This window comes from Bacteroides sp. M10 (genome assembly GCF_014334015.1).
Classification (GTDB): Bacteria; Bacteroidota; Bacteroidia; order Bacteroidales; family Bacteroidaceae; genus Bacteroides; species Bacteroides intestinigallinarum.
This window is the reverse complement of sequence record NZ_CP060488.1, coordinates 5,230,395-5,244,481: the sequence shown is the minus strand read 5'-3', so window position 1 is coordinate 5,244,481 and position 14,087 is coordinate 5,230,395. Positions and strand designations below refer to the sequence as shown.

Genomic DNA, 14,087 nt, shown 5'->3' with positions numbered 1-14,087 from the left:
AGAATTGTTGTCTGGCTTTAGAATACCTCTACTTTCTCGGCAATTCTCTTTGCCTTATCACGCAGGGCATCCAAATCGGCATCCAGCGGAGCATAGCAAAGCACTACTCCCATACGGCGGTTGACGCGGGTAAACGGTTTGCCGAATATGCGGAGGTAGGTATCTTTTTCTTTTGTCACTTCTTCCATGCCACGATATTGCGGGCGTTCCTGGCTGGCAATCGGGGAAAGGATCACAGCGCTTGCGCCTATCCGTTCTTGTTTGATGCCGGGAATGGGCAGGCCAAGTACGGCACGTAAGTGGAGTTCGAACTCATTCAGGTTTTGTGTGCCCGCCAGTGTCACCATACCTGTGTCATGCGGACGAGGAGAAAGTTCGGAGAAATAGACTCCGTTCTCGTGGCTTAGGAAGAATTCAACTCCCCAAAGTCCTGCGCCTGTCAATGCACGGGTTACTTTCTCGGCCATCTCTTCCGCTTCTTTCAAATGGGCGGGATCAATGTGTGCAGGCTGGAAACTTTCACGATAGTCGCCACCTTTCTGCACGTGTCCGATGGGAGGGCAGAAGAGGGTAGGACCGTTCTTTTGGGTAACGGTGAGCAGGGTGATTTCGCTGTCGAACTTGATGAATTCTTCAATGATAAGTTCGCGAATATCGCCACGGCTGCCACTGCATCCGTATTCCCAGGCGTGTTCGAGTTCGTCGGCACTCTTCACGAGCGATTGTCCTTTGCCGGAAGAGGACATCAACGGTTTAACGACACAAGGGAAACCGATTTTGTCGGCAGCTTCTTTCAGTTCTTCCAGGGTTTTGGCATAGAAGTATTTGGCTGTTTTCAGTCCGAGTTCTTGGGCGGCAAGGTCGCGAATGGCTTTACGGTTCATGGTGAAGTTCACGGCACGAGCGCTGGGAACTACCTGAATCCCTTCTTTTTCGAAGTCGTATAAACGTTCCGTACGGATTGCTTCAATCTCCGGAACGATAATGTCCGGGCGATGTTTCTTCACCACGCGTTCCAGTTCTTCACCGTTCAGCATGTCGAATATTTCAAATTCATCGGCCACTTGCATAGCCGGTGCTCCTGCATAGGAGTCGCAAGCAATGATGTGCTGGCCTTTACGTTGAGCTGAAATTACAAATTCTTTTCCTAGTTCGCCGGAACCGAGTAACAGTATTTTCTTCATCATTTTGAGTGTTTTATATTAGTGGTGCAAAATTACAGCAAAAAATGGATAATATATAGATTATCGGCGTATTTAAATTTTTGTTTTATAAATAAAAGGAGAAAGTGAATCTTGTACGAAAAACTTTCATGCCGGATTTTATGTTTTCTTTAATCGAAAAGCGTATCTTTGTGTATTGCAATTTAAAAAGAGTGGAGTGTATGGAAAATAAAATATATCCTATCGGAATACAAAATTTTGAGAGCTTACGTAATGACGGCTACTTTTATATTGATAAAACGGCTTTAGTCTACCAATTGGTGAAGACTGGACGTTATTATTTCCTTAGCCGCCCTCGTCGTTTTGGTAAAAGTCTTCTGCTTTCTACGCTCGAAGCCTATTTTCAAGGAAAGAAAGAACTCTTTGATGGATTGGCAATGGAAAAACTGGAAAAGGATTGGATAAAATACCCCATATTGCATCTGGATTTGAATGCGGAGAAATATACTGCTCCCGAAGCGCTCGATCAGGTTCTGGAAAGTGCTTTGCGTGGATGGGAAGCTCTCTATGGCGCACAGGATTATGAAAGAACATTTGCTTCCCGTTTTCAAGGTATCATTCAGCGTGCTTGTGATAAGACCGGACAGCGGGTGGTGGTGCTTGTAGACGAATATGATAAACCGATGTTGCAAGCCATAGGTAATGACGAGCTTCAGAAAAGCTATCGTGAGACATTGAAGGCTTTTTACGGAGCATTGAAGAGTAAGGATGGATGCATCAAGTTTGGTATGTTGACGGGAGTAACCAAATTCGGTAAGGTCAGTGTATTCAGTGATCTGAATAATCTGGATGATATCTCGATGCGGAATCAGTATATAGATATCTGTGGCATTAATGAGCAGGAATTGCATGACAATCTGGAGGATGAGCTTCATAGTCTGGCCAGTGCTCAAGGAATGACGTATGATGAAATTTGCGCAAAATTGCAGGAGTATTACGATGGTTATCATTTTACGCACAACTCTATCGGTATGTATAATCCGTTCAGTCTGCTCAATACTTTTAAATACAATGAATTTGGTAGTTATTGGTTTGAGACCGGTACTCCCACCTATCTGGTAGAACTGCTTAAAAAACATCATTATGATCTTCGCCGTATGGCGCACGAAGAAACGACTGCCACTGTATTGAACAGCATTGATTCTACATCAGACAATCCTATTCCGGTAATCTACCAAAGCGGTTATCTTACCATAAAGGGATACGATCAACGGTTTGGCATTTATCGCCTGGGATTTCCGAACCGTGAAGTGGAAGAGGGGTTCATCAACTTTCTGCTTCCTTTCTATGCTAATACCAACGCTGTGGAATCGCAGTTTGAAATACAGAAGTTTGTTCGTGAAGTGGAATCCGGAGATTATGACTCTTTCTTCCGCCGTCTGCAAAGTTTCTTTGCAGATACACCTTATGAATTAGTCCGCGACTTGGAATTACATTATCAGAATGTTCTTTTTATTGTCTTCAAACTTGTTGGTTTTTACGTCAAAGCAGAGTATCACACAAGTGCAGGACGCATTGATCTTCTTTTGCAGACGGATAAATTTATCTATGTGATGGAATTTAAGTTGGATGGTACGGCTGAAGAAGCTCTGCTACAAATCAACGAAAAGCATTATGCGCAACCGTTTGAAAACGATGATCGTAAGCTCTTTAAGATTGGAGTGAACTTTAGTGCGGAAATGCGAAATATAGAGAAATGGATAGTCGAAAAATAGGGAATTCCGCCTTTAAACTTTATTAAGGAATGCCCGAAAAATGGGATTTATTGTGTTCGAACACAAAACTAGTTGTCATTGCCACTATTTTGTAAAATTGCTAATCCATTGATTTTTAACAAAGAGGCAGGAAACTCGATGGGTTAATTTAGTTTATTGATAGATTATTGCCCCCAAACTTGTTTTGCTATTGATTTGTAGCAGAAATTTGCCTGAATTGGTCAATCTGTAGTCATTGTAGGTCTAATAAGTGTTATCGAACGACAAATTATGAAAAAGGAAGCACAACGACACGGAATTGTTTCTACATTTGCGCAGTTGTTTCTTTAACTATTTCTAAGGACAGAAGTTTATGGGATATAGAAAATAGTTGAACAAAAACTGAACTCAACTGTTTATTATAATAATGAAATAGGTAAAACGCGAAAAATGTGCATTCCTTTCATATTATAAAGTCAAAAAGGAGAGAAAAGAATAATATAAATAAAAGAGATTGCTTATGTCACAGATTATCGGACATATCTCGCAGGTGATCGGCCCTGTGGTCGATGTGTACTTTGAGGGTACGGATGCAGAATTGGTGCTGCCAAGCATCCACGACGCACTGGAGATAAAGAGGCCAAACGGCAAAATACTGGTTGTAGAAGTTCAGCAACATATCGGCGAAAATACGGTGCGTACCGTAGCGATGGACAGTACTGACGGACTTCAGAGAGGCATGAAAGTGTATCCCACCGGAGGCCCGATCACGATGCCGATTGGCGAACAGATTAAAGGACGACTGATGAACGTAGTCGGTGATTCGATCGACGGTATGAAAGGACTCGACCGCAAAGGTGCATATTCCATTCATCGCGAACCCCCTAAGTTTGAGGATTTGACCACTGTGCAAGAGGTGCTCTTCACAGGTATCAAAGTGATCGACCTGCTCGAACCGTATGCCAAAGGTGGTAAAATCGGTTTGTTCGGCGGTGCCGGTGTAGGAAAGACTGTATTGATTCAGGAACTTATCAATAATATCGCCAAGAAACATAATGGATTCTCTGTATTTGCCGGAGTAGGTGAACGTACCCGTGAAGGTAACGACTTGCTGCGCGAAATGATTGAATCCGGTGTAATCCGTTACGGCGAAGCATTCAAAGAAGGAATGGAGAAAGGTCACTGGGATCTTTCGAAAGTGGATTATAACGAACTGGAGAAATCGCAAGTGTCTCTGATTTTCGGTCAGATGAACGAGCCTCCGGGCGCACGTGCCTCTGTGGCATTGTCCGGACTGACGGTGGCGGAATCTTTCCGCGACGCAGGAAAAGAAGGCGAGAAACGCGATATTCTGTTCTTTATTGATAATATCTTCCGTTTCACGCAAGCAGGTTCGGAAGTGTCCGCCCTTTTGGGACGTATGCCGTCCGCCGTTGGTTACCAGCCTACGTTGGCTACGGAAATGGGTGCGATGCAGGAACGTATCACGTCTACCCGCAAAGGTTCTATCACCTCCGTACAGGCGGTGTATGTGCCTGCCGATGACTTGACCGACCCGGCTCCTGCAACGACTTTCAGCCACTTGGATGCCACTACCGTGCTCGACCGTAAGATTACGGAGCTGGGTATTTATCCGGCGGTAGACCCGTTGGCTTCTACGTCACGTATCCTCGACCCGCACATTGTTGGCCAGGAACACTACGACATAGCGCAGCAGGTGAAACAAATTCTGCAACGTAACAAGGAATTGCAGGACATTATTTCCATCCTCGGTATGGAGGAACTTTCGGAAGAAGACAAGATGGTGGTGAACCGCGCCCGTCGCGTGCAGCGTTTCCTTTCACAACCGTTTGCCGTAGCCGAACAGTTTACAGGCGTTCCGGGTGTGATGGTGGGTATTGAAGACACTATCAAGGGATTCAAGATGATTCTGGAAGGAGAAGTGGATTATCTTCCCGAACAGGCTTTCTTGAATGTCGGAACCATTGAGGAGGCAATAGAGAAAGGTAAGAAATTGCTGGAACAGGCAGCAAAAAAATAAAAAGATAGCATGATGAAAGAACTGCATTTGAGTATAGTATCGCCCGAAAAGAGCATATTCGACGGAAATGTGAAGATTGTCACATTGCCGGGAATGATCGGTTCGTTTTCTATTCTCCCCGGGCATGCGCCCATTGTTTCGTCGTTGAAAGCGGGAACGTTGAGTTACACGACGATGGACGGAGAAGAGCACACGATGGATATTCAGGGCGGTTTTGTCGAAATGAGTGACGGTACGGTTTCCGCCTGTGTTTCCTGACGGAAGCTCCCCACCGGCACAAAGACTAAGCATCAAAAGATTGAAAAAAACGAGATTATAACCTTACAGAAAAACACAGTAACATGGTGAATATTAGTAAAACTAAACGGAATTTTATTTGGTGGCATACCTTATTTGCGGTAATTAGCGGGGCACTCGGAGCTGTCATTCTACACTTCGCTTTGCCGGGGCATTATTTCGGAGGGTATCCGTTTATTCCGATCTATTTTTACTTCTTCGGGCTGTTTAGCATTTATGCTTTCGACGCTTGCCGCCGGCATGCTCCACAGAGAATGTTACTGTTGTATCTGGCAACGAAGATGATAAAAATGATTCTTTCGCTGATTCTGGTATTGATTTATTGTCTTGCCGTTCGCGAAGAAGCCAGAGCCTTTCTGCTGACGTTTATCTTGTTCTATTTGATATATCTGGTATTCGAAACCTGGTTCTTCTTCTCTTTTGAGTTGAATCAGAAACGGAAAAAGAAAAATAAGAAGAAAAATGAAACAGTTGCATAACATAGTAGCTCCGTTGATTCTGTTCTGCCTCATGGCAGCAGTCAGCTTGCCGGTTCTTGCACAGGAACAGGAGGGGGAAGCGGTGTCACAACAGACGCAGGACGAGATTACTCCGAAAGAGGAACAGGAGAACACGGTGGATGTGAAAGAAATTGTGTTCGGTCATATCGGCGACTCCTACGAATGGCATATTACGACGTGGGGTAACACGCACATTACTATACCATTACCTATTATTGTTTATAGTAGTACTACAGGTTGGCACACGTTCCTTTCTTCCCGTCTCGAAGAGAATGGAGGGACTTATGAAGGACTTTCCATCGCTCCCGAAGGAAGTAAGTACGAGGGCAAACTGGTAGAGTATAATGCGGCAGGCGAACAGGTTCGCCCGTGGGATATTTCCATCACGAAAGTGACGTTTGCTTTGCTGTTCAACAGCGTGTTGTTGCTCATCATCGTATTGAGCGTGTCACACTGGTACAGAAAACGTCCGCAAGGAGCGAAAGCGCCGGGAGGATTTATCGGATTCATGGAGATGTTCATCATGATGGTGAACGACGATATTATCAAGAGTTGTGTAGGACCCAACTACCGGAAGTTTGCACCGTATCTGCTGACAGCGTTCTTTTTCATCTTTATCAATAATATGATGGGATTGATTCCGTTCTTCCCCGGAGGTGCGAACGTGACGGGAAATATCGCTATCACTATGGTGCTTGCAGTCTGCACGTTCCTGGCAGTGAATATCTTCGGTTCGAAACATTACTGGAAGGATATTTTCTGGCCTGATGTACCTTGGTGGCTGAAAGTGCCTATACCGATGATGCCATTCATCGAGTTCTTCGGAATCTTTACGAAACCGTTTGCTTTGATGATTCGTCTTTTTGCCAATATGCTGGCGGGACACATGGCGATGTTGGTGCTTACCTGCCTGATTTTTATCTCGGCAAGCATGGGGCCTGCACTGAACGGCACGCTGACGGTGGCTTCTGTATTGTTCAACATCTTTATGAATGCGCTTGAGTTGTTGGTTGCTTTCATCCAGGCTTACGTATTTACGATGTTGTCGGCAGTGTTTATCGGTCTGGCACAGGAAGGGGCCAAAGTGAAAACTGAAGAAGATTGAAATGAAACGCGGTGAAAACGTCGATAAAAAGAATACGGAATAAACGCGCGGAATGAATGATTAAATAATAAACAAGAGAAAATATAAACCATTTTAAAACTGAAAATTATGTTACTATCAGTATTGTTACAAGCCACTGCAGCAGCAGTAGGAGTTAGTAAATTAGGTGCAGCTATCGGTGCAGGTCTTGCAGTAATCGGAGCTGGTTTGGGTATTGGTAAGATTGGTGGTTCGGCAATGGAAGCAATCGCACGCCAGCCGGAAGCATCAGGGGACATCCGTATGAACATGATTATCGCCGCCGCCTTGATTGAAGGTGTGGCTCTGTTGGCGGTAGTAGTTTGTCTGTTGGTGTTCTTCCTCTAAAAGGGAGAACCCACCCCAGCTTTTAATTTATAGTCTTTAATTTTTAATTAAAAGATATGTCATTACTATTACCTGATAGTGGCCTGCTGTTCTGGATGTTTCTCTCATTCGGGATTGTGTTCGTGATATTGGCGAAATACGGCTTCCCCGTCATCATCAAGATGGTGGAGGGTCGTAAGACCTATATCGACCAGTCTTTGGAGGTGGCGAGAGAGGCTAATGCCCAGTTGTCTAAACTGAAAGAGGAAGGCGACGCATTGGTGGCTGCCGCCAACAAAGAACAAGGACGCATCTTGAGGGAAGCAATGGAAGAACGTGACAAGATTGTTCACGAGGCCCGTAAACAAGCCGAAATTGCCGCACAAAAAGAACTGGATGCGGTGAAACAACAAATCCAGATAGAGAAAGACGAAGCCATCCGCGACATCCGTCGCCAGGTAGCCGTGCTTTCTGTGGACATCGCCGAGAAAGTGCTCCGCAAGAGTCTTGAGGACAAGGAAGCACAGATGGGCATGATCGACCGTATGCTGGATGAAGTACTAACCCCGAATAAGAACTAAGGAAGATGGAAGTCGGAATACTCTCAATGCGTTATGCAAAAGCCATCATTGAATATGCACAGGAAAAAGGTCTGGAGGACAGGTTATATCAGGAGTTCCTGACGCTGTCGCACAGTTTTTGTGAACAGCCCGGTTTGCGCGAAGCACTTGATAACCCTGTCATCTCATTCAAAGAGAAGCTGGCACTGGTATGCACGGCTGCCGACGGTGACGGGAAATCGACCAGAGAGTTTGTCCGTTTTATCACTTTGGTACTGCGAAACAGGCGTGAAGGCTATCTGCAATTTATCAGCCTGATGTATTTGGATCTTTACCGGAAGTTGAAGCATATCGGAGTGGGTAAGCTCATTACAGCCGTTCCCGTCAATAAGGAAACGGAAAACCGGATTCGTTCCGCAGCAGAGCATATCTTGCACGCCCAGATGGAACTCGAAACGGTGATAGATCCTTCGATCGAAGGCGGATTTATCTTCGATGTCAACGACTACCGACTGGATGCAAGCGTTGCCACGCAGTTGAAGCGAGTGAAACAACAATTTATTGATAAGAATAGGAGAATTGTATAATGTCTGAAAATATAAAAGTAAGCGAAGTATCTGATATATTGCGCAAGCAGCTCGAAGGAATCAACGCCAATGTGCAACTTGACGAAATCGGTACGGTGCTCCAGGTGAGCGACGGCGTAGTGCGTATCTATGGATTGCGAAATGCCGAAGCCAATGAATTGCTGGAGTTTGACAATGGTATCAAAGCAATCGTGATGAACCTCGAAGAGGACAACGTGGGTGCTGTGCTGTTGGGTCCGACGGACAAGATCAAAGAGGGATTCGTCGTGAAGCGTACCAAACGTATCGCCTCCATCCGTGTAGGAGAGGGCATGCTGGGACGTGTGATCGACCCGCTGGGCGAACCGCTCGACGGCAAGGGGCTGATTGGCGGCGAACTGTATGATATGCCATTGGAACGGAAAGCTCCGGGGGTAATCTACCGTCAGCCTGTGAACCAACCGTTGCAGACGGGATTGAAGGCGGTAGACGCCATGATTCCTATCGGTCGCGGACAGCGTGAGTTGATTATCGGCGACCGCCAGACGGGAAAGACTGCCATCGCTATTGATACGATTATCAACCAGCGCAGTAACTTCCTGGCAGGTGATCCTGTATATTGTATTTATGTGGCTATCGGTCAGAAGGGTTCTACCGTTGCTTCTATCGTTAATACGCTTCGTGAGTACGGAGCACTGGACTACACGATTGTGGTGGCTGCTACGGCTGGTGATCCGGCTGCATTGCAGTATTACGCTCCTTTTGCGGGTGCTGCCATTGGCGAGTATTTCCGTGATACCGGTCGTCATGCATTGGTGGTTTATGATGACCTTTCCAAGCAGGCGGTAGCTTATCGTGAGGTTTCTCTGATTCTTCGCCGTCCGTCAGGTCGTGAGGCTTATCCGGGTGATATCTTCTATCTGCACTCCCGTCTGTTGGAACGTGCTGCCAAGATTATCAGTCAGGAGGAAGTGGCTCGCGAAATGAACGATCTTCCGGAAAGTCTGAAGGGAATTGTCAAAGGCGGTGGTTCTCTCACGGCATTGCCTATCATCGAAACGCAGGCTGGTGACGTATCGGCTTATATCCCGACGAACGTGATTTCTATCACCGACGGACAGATATTCCTCGAAACTGACTTGTTCAACCAGGGTACGCGTCCGGCTATCAACGTCGGTATCTCTGTATCCCGTGTAGGTGGTAACGCGCAGATTAAGGCTATGAAAAAAGTGGCGGGAACATTGAAGATCGACCAGGCACAGTATCGTGAACTGGAAGCGTTCTCTAAGTTCAGCAGCGACATGGACCCGATTACCGCATTGACGATTGACAAGGGACGTAAGAACGGCCAGCTGTTGATTCAGCCTCAATACAGCCCGATGCCCGTAGAACAGCAGATTGCTATTCTCTACTGTGGTACACACGGACTGCTCCATGATGTTCCTCTGGATAAGGTGCAGGACTTTGAACGTAGCTTCATCGAATCGCTGCAACTGAATCATCAGGAGGATGTATTGGATGTATTGAAAACGGGTGTGATTGATGATAATGTGATTAAGGCTATTGAAGAGACTGCCGCCATGGTCACTAAACAATTTATCTAATTGGCTTTTTTATAAATCAGATCGCCCTTTAATTTTTAATTATTAATTTTTAATTATCACTATGGCTTCACTGAAAGAAGTAAAAACCAGAATAAATTCGGTCAAGAGTACCCGAAAAATCACTTCAGCAATGAAGATGGTGGCTTCTGCCAAATTACACAAGGCACAAGGAGCCATTGAGAATATGCTGCCTTATCAGAAGAAGTTGAACAAGATTCTGACTAACTTCCTAAGCGCGGACCTGCCTATCGAATCTCCTTATGTGCAGGAGCGTGAAGTGAAGCGTGTAGCAATCGTTGTTTTTTCTTCGAACACTTCTCTTTGTGGTGCTTTCAACGCCAACGTCATCAAAATGATGATGCAGACTATCGGGGAATTCCGTACTTTAGGACAGGATAATATCTTGATATTCCCGGTAGGCAAGAAGGTGGATGAAGCCGCCAAACGGATGGGTTTTAAACCGCAGGAGGTTTCTCCAACGCTTTCCGACAAACCAACGTATCAGGAGGCTGCCGAACTGGCTCACCGACTGATGGATATGTATGTAGCAGGCGAAGTAGACCGTGTGGAAATAATCTATCATCATTTCAAATCAATGGGGGTACAGATCCTTCTCCGTGAGACGTATCTCCCCATTAATCTGACGAACGTGGTTAGCGAAGAGGACAGAAAGAAAGAGGAAGAGGCACAGGAGCACGAGATTGCCAATGATTATATCATCGAACCGAACGCGGAGGAATTAATCGCGAGCTTAATCCCCACTGTATTGAGCCAGAAGATTTTTACCGCCGCTGTCGACTCTAATGCTTCGGAACATGCTGCACGTACGCTGGCTATGCAAGTGGCTACGGACAATGCAAATGAGCTGATTCAGGATTTGACGAAGCAATACAACAAGACTCGTCAGCAGGCGATTACAAATGAATTGCTGGATATTGTAGGGGGATCCATGAAGTAATTAATCATCTTTCTTTTGTCTTGAAACAAAAGAAAGAAGCAAAGAAAAATTCAAGGCTGACTTTTTTCTCCTACTCGCTTCCTTCACTTCGCTAAAGGGCAGAAACTCGCTACGCTCAAACAGTCTGCCCTTCTTAACGCTCCGTTACGGGCGCTCGCCTGACGGAGAAAAAAGTAGGCCGGGGAAGCTGGCGGGGTGGGCGTTGCTGCTGGTATTGTGGGGTAGGTTTGCGGGGAAGCTGTTCTGGATGGAGGTGCGGGGAAGCCGTGCGATATGCTTGGTATTGTTTTGGTGAGCCGCTGTTATATCGTTTATAGTTTTATTATATATTGTTCTGCTTTGCTATATTGAGTCGTATAACGTCTGCGGCTTTTATATGGCAAAGCTTTTTTTGAACTTTTCATAAGTCTCTTTATATTATATAGGCTATATCGGTTATCATTCTGTTGGCCTTTTATTCTATTAAGCTTTCCACATTGTAAGGCTTCCACACGTGCCTTGATTCTTTCTTTTTGGTTCTTTTTCTTTCGTATCAAGACGAAAGAAAAAGAATATTCAGTAACTTTACCGAAAATTGGAAAAGCATGGAAAATAATCCGGAACTGCAGCTTGCTTGGCAGTTCATTGAAAATACAGGCACCCATTTATTTCTTACCGGAAAAGCTGGAACCGGGAAAACGACATTTCTTAGACGATTGAAAGAACATACGCCCAAACGCATGGTCGTATTGGCTCCGACAGGGATTGCAGCTATCAATGCGGGAGGCGTAACGATTCATTCTTTCTTTCAGTTGTCTTTTGCTCCTTTTGTGCCCGAAACTACTTTTAATTCTTCCCAGACGCATTATCGTTATAGTAAAGAAAAGCGGAATATCATCCGTAGTATGGATTTGCTGGTTATTGATGAGATCAGTATGGTGCGTGCTGATTTGTTGGATGCGGTGGATGCAACTCTGCGGAGGTATCGCGATAGGGAGAAACCTTTTGGTGGGGTGCAGCTGTTGATGATTGGAGATTTGCAACAGCTGGCGCCTGTCGTGAAAGACAATGAGTGGGAGTTGTTGAGAAAGCATTATGAGACTCCTTATTTCTTTGCAAGTCATGCATTGAAAGAAACGGCATATATGACGATTGAACTCAAGAAAGTATATCGTCAGAGTGATACGTTCTTCCTTTCTTTATTAAATAAAATTCGGGAGAATAAGGCGGATGATGAAGTGTTGAATGAACTGAACCGTCGTTATCAGCCCGGCTTTCAGCCGCAAAAAGAAGAGGGATATATTCGTCTGACAACACATAATAATCAGGCACAGAGGGTTAATGATCGCGAATTGGCATCGTTGCCCGGCAAGGCGTATCATTTTAGTGCCGAGATAGAGGGGGATTTTCCAGAATATTCGTATCCTGCGGATAAACTTCTGACAATTAAGGAGGGAGCACAGATTATGTTCCTGAAGAATGATCCATCGTCCGAGAAACGATATTATAACGGTATGATTGGTGAGGTGGTCGCGGTTAATGAAACGGGTATTGTGGTGCGTGGTAAAGGGGATCGATCCGAATTTCAGTTGTTGCCGGAAGAGTGGGGGAATTATAAGTATGTGTTGAATGAGGAGACGAAGGAAATCACTGAAGTGATAGAGGGGACGTTCCGCCAGTATCCTATTCGTTTGGCGTGGGCTATTACGATACATAAGAGCCAGGGTTTGACGTTTGAACGTGCTATTATTGATGCACGGAATTCCTTTGCACATGGGCAAACTTATGTGGCTTTGAGTCGTTGCAAGACGCTGGAGGGTATGGTGTTGGAGTCTCCTTTGCGCAGGGAAGCCATAATAAGTGATGCTACGGTGGATAATTTCACCAAAGCGGTGGAGCAAAATAAGCCGGGCAGCCAGCAGTTGAATGATATGCAAAAGGCGTATTTCTTTGATTTGTTGAGTGATTTGTTTAATTTCTATTCAATCGATCAGGCTTATAAACGGTTGCTTCGTCTTATGGATGAGGATTTGTATAAGCTCTTTCCGAAGCAGTTGGCTGAATATAAGGCGTTGGCTCCCCATGTTAAAGAGAAGATTGTGGAGGTGTCTCAACGTTTCCGCAATCAGTATACCCGGTTGATACATGAGAGTGAGGATTATGCGGCGAATGAGGAGTTACAGGAGCGGATTCGTTCCGGTGCCGGATATTTTCATAAGGAGTTGGAACCGGTTCGGGCTTTGTATGATAAGACTAATATGCCTCTTGATAATAAAGAGTTGAGAAAGCTGTTGGCAGAGCGTATGCAGGCGCTGGATGATGCGTTGTGGATTAAGGAGTCTCTGTTGGAAGCTGTGTCTACAAGAGGGAGGTTTGCCATTACGGATTATTTGAAGTTGAAGGCTAAAGTAATGTTGAGCCTTGAAGATGATTCTACGTCTTCCGGTTCTTCGAAGGCTTTGAAGGAGAAGAAAGAACGTAAGGAACGGAAAGAGCGTACACGCAGTGCTGAAAAGGTAAAGGTGGAGGTTCCTACGGATATTCTGCATCCGGAGCTTTATCGTGCCCTGTCTGAATGGAGAACAGCCAAAACAAGGGAGATGAATGTCCCTGCTTATGTGATTATGCAACAGAAAGCATTGATGGGAATTGTGAATCTGCTACCGGATAGTCCAAGAGCTTTGGAGGCGATACCTTATTTTGGAGCGAAAGGAGTAGAGAGATACGGGCTTGAGATTCTGGGTATTATCCGCAAGTATATGGCGGAGAATCAATTGGAGAGGCCGGAGATAACGGATATGTTAATCTCCTCCGGTAATAGCGATGATACGGTAAGGCAACGAAAGACGAAGTTGCAGAAAGAGGCAGAGAAACAGGAGAAGGAGGCGGAGAAGGAGAAAGAGAAGGAGGCGAAGAAAGATACGAAGTTGGTTAGCTATGAAATGTTCCGTCAGGGAATGAATATAGATGAAATAGCCAAGGCTCGTGATTTGGTATCCGGAACCATTGCCGGACATCTGGAGCATTATGTCCGTTCGGGAAAGATCAAAGTGGAGCAGGTGGTGAAAGCTGAAAATATAGCGAAGATTCGCAAGTATTTGGATGAACATGAATACATGGGAATATTCGCTATAAAGGTAGCATTAGGAGACGCTGTCTCCTATGCTGATATCAAGTTTGTATTGGCTGTTTCCGGGCATTAATAAATAAGGTTA

Annotated in this window: 12 protein-coding genes; 11 read left to right on the top strand and 1 reads right to left on the bottom strand. The window is 45.2% G+C overall.

Features of this window, described 5'->3' with window-relative positions; all coding sequences use genetic code 11:
- Nucleotides 1-17 precede the first annotated feature (17 nt).
- Entirely contained in the window at nucleotides 18-1,184 is a 1,167-nt protein-coding gene (gene purT, locus H8796_RS19265; RefSeq protein WP_117935711.1) for a formate-dependent phosphoribosylglycinamide formyltransferase, read from the bottom strand.
- 200 nt (nucleotides 1,185-1,384) lie between these two features.
- On the opposite strand from purT, the gene H8796_RS19260 reads away from it, so the two are divergent.
- The 11 genes from H8796_RS19260 to H8796_RS19210 all read left to right on the top strand — a co-directional run bounded on the left by H8796_RS19260 (nucleotide 1,385) and on the right by H8796_RS19210 (nucleotide 14,075).
- A complete protein-coding gene (locus H8796_RS19260) occupies nucleotides 1,385-2,938 on the top strand; it encodes an ATP-binding protein (protein ID WP_117935709.1) in 1,554 nt (517 codons plus the stop codon).
- Nucleotides 2,939-3,437: 499 nt separating this feature from the next.
- Nucleotides 3,438-4,958, top strand: coding sequence for a F0F1 ATP synthase subunit beta (gene atpD, locus H8796_RS19255; protein ID WP_008998434.1), 1,521 nt, complete (start codon nucleotides 3,438-3,440; stop codon nucleotides 4,956-4,958).
- Nucleotides 4,959-4,970: 12 nt separating this feature from the next.
- The gene (atpC, locus tag H8796_RS19250; RefSeq protein WP_004303467.1) at nucleotides 4,971-5,216 is read left to right on the top strand and encodes an ATP synthase F1 subunit epsilon; all 246 of its coding nucleotides are present in this window, start codon (nucleotides 4,971-4,973) and stop codon (nucleotides 5,214-5,216) included.
- A gap of 83 nt (nucleotides 5,217-5,299) precedes the next feature.
- A complete protein-coding gene (locus H8796_RS19245; protein ID WP_004303466.1) occupies nucleotides 5,300-5,734 on the top strand; it encodes a hypothetical protein in 435 nt (144 codons plus the stop codon).
- Nucleotides 5,718-6,860: a F0F1 ATP synthase subunit A gene (gene atpB, locus H8796_RS19240; protein ID WP_008998433.1), complete on the top strand. Its 1,143-nt coding sequence runs from the start codon at nucleotides 5,718-5,720 to the stop codon at nucleotides 6,858-6,860. Before H8796_RS19245 ends, atpB begins: the two co-directional genes overlap by 17 nt.
- A 108-nt stretch (nucleotides 6,861-6,968) precedes the next feature.
- A complete protein-coding gene (gene atpE / locus H8796_RS19235; RefSeq protein ID WP_004295758.1) occupies nucleotides 6,969-7,226 on the top strand; it encodes an ATP synthase F0 subunit C in 258 nt (85 codons plus the stop codon).
- A gap of 56 nt (nucleotides 7,227-7,282) precedes the next feature.
- The gene (atpF, locus tag H8796_RS19230; RefSeq protein WP_004295759.1) at nucleotides 7,283-7,786 is read left to right on the top strand and encodes a F0F1 ATP synthase subunit B; all 504 of its coding nucleotides are present in this window, start codon (nucleotides 7,283-7,285) and stop codon (nucleotides 7,784-7,786) included.
- A 5-nt stretch (nucleotides 7,787-7,791) separates the two neighbouring features.
- Nucleotides 7,792-8,352 carry a F0F1 ATP synthase subunit delta gene (locus H8796_RS19225; protein WP_008998432.1) on the top strand — a complete coding sequence of 187 codons (561 nt, stop codon included), beginning with the start codon at nucleotides 7,792-7,794 and terminating at the stop codon, nucleotides 8,350-8,352.
- Entirely contained in the window at nucleotides 8,352-9,935 is a 1,584-nt protein-coding gene (atpA, locus tag H8796_RS19220) for a F0F1 ATP synthase subunit alpha (RefSeq protein WP_008998431.1), read from the top strand. Before H8796_RS19225 ends, atpA begins: the two co-directional genes overlap by 1 nt.
- Before the next feature lie 61 nt (nucleotides 9,936-9,996).
- Nucleotides 9,997-10,893: a F0F1 ATP synthase subunit gamma gene (locus tag H8796_RS19215; protein WP_008998430.1), complete on the top strand. Its 897-nt coding sequence runs from the start codon at nucleotides 9,997-9,999 to the stop codon at nucleotides 10,891-10,893.
- Between the two features lie 584 nt (nucleotides 10,894-11,477).
- The gene (locus H8796_RS19210) at nucleotides 11,478-14,075 is read left to right on the top strand and encodes a helix-turn-helix domain-containing protein (RefSeq protein ID WP_008998429.1); all 2,598 of its coding nucleotides are present in this window, start codon (nucleotides 11,478-11,480) and stop codon (nucleotides 14,073-14,075) included.
- Nucleotides 14,076-14,087: the final 12 nt, after the last annotated feature.

Bases quoted from the DNA above. Each gene is read 5' to 3' on its own strand.
- purT (WP_117935711.1), bottom strand. From the start codon at position 1,184: ATGAAGAAAATACTGTTACTCGGTTCCGGCGAACTAGGAAAAGAATTT.
- H8796_RS19260 (WP_117935709.1), top strand. From the start codon at position 1,385: ATGGAAAATAAAATATATCCTATCGGAATACAAAATTTTGAGAGCTTA.
- atpD (WP_008998434.1), top strand. From the start codon at position 3,438: ATGTCACAGATTATCGGACATATCTCGCAGGTGATCGGCCCTGTGGTC.
- atpC (WP_004303467.1), top strand. From the start codon at position 4,971: ATGAAAGAACTGCATTTGAGTATAGTATCGCCCGAAAAGAGCATATTC.
- H8796_RS19245 (WP_004303466.1), top strand. From the start codon at position 5,300: ATGGTGAATATTAGTAAAACTAAACGGAATTTTATTTGGTGGCATACC.
- atpB (WP_008998433.1), top strand. From the start codon at position 5,718: ATGAAACAGTTGCATAACATAGTAGCTCCGTTGATTCTGTTCTGCCTC.
- atpE (WP_004295758.1), top strand. From the start codon at position 6,969: ATGTTACTATCAGTATTGTTACAAGCCACTGCAGCAGCAGTAGGAGTT.
- atpF (WP_004295759.1), top strand. From the start codon at position 7,283: ATGTCATTACTATTACCTGATAGTGGCCTGCTGTTCTGGATGTTTCTC.
- H8796_RS19225 (WP_008998432.1), top strand. From the start codon at position 7,792: ATGGAAGTCGGAATACTCTCAATGCGTTATGCAAAAGCCATCATTGAA.
- atpA (WP_008998431.1), top strand. From the start codon at position 8,352: ATGTCTGAAAATATAAAAGTAAGCGAAGTATCTGATATATTGCGCAAG.
- H8796_RS19215 (WP_008998430.1), top strand. From the start codon at position 9,997: ATGGCTTCACTGAAAGAAGTAAAAACCAGAATAAATTCGGTCAAGAGT.
- H8796_RS19210 (WP_008998429.1), top strand. From the start codon at position 11,478: ATGGAAAATAATCCGGAACTGCAGCTTGCTTGGCAGTTCATTGAAAAT.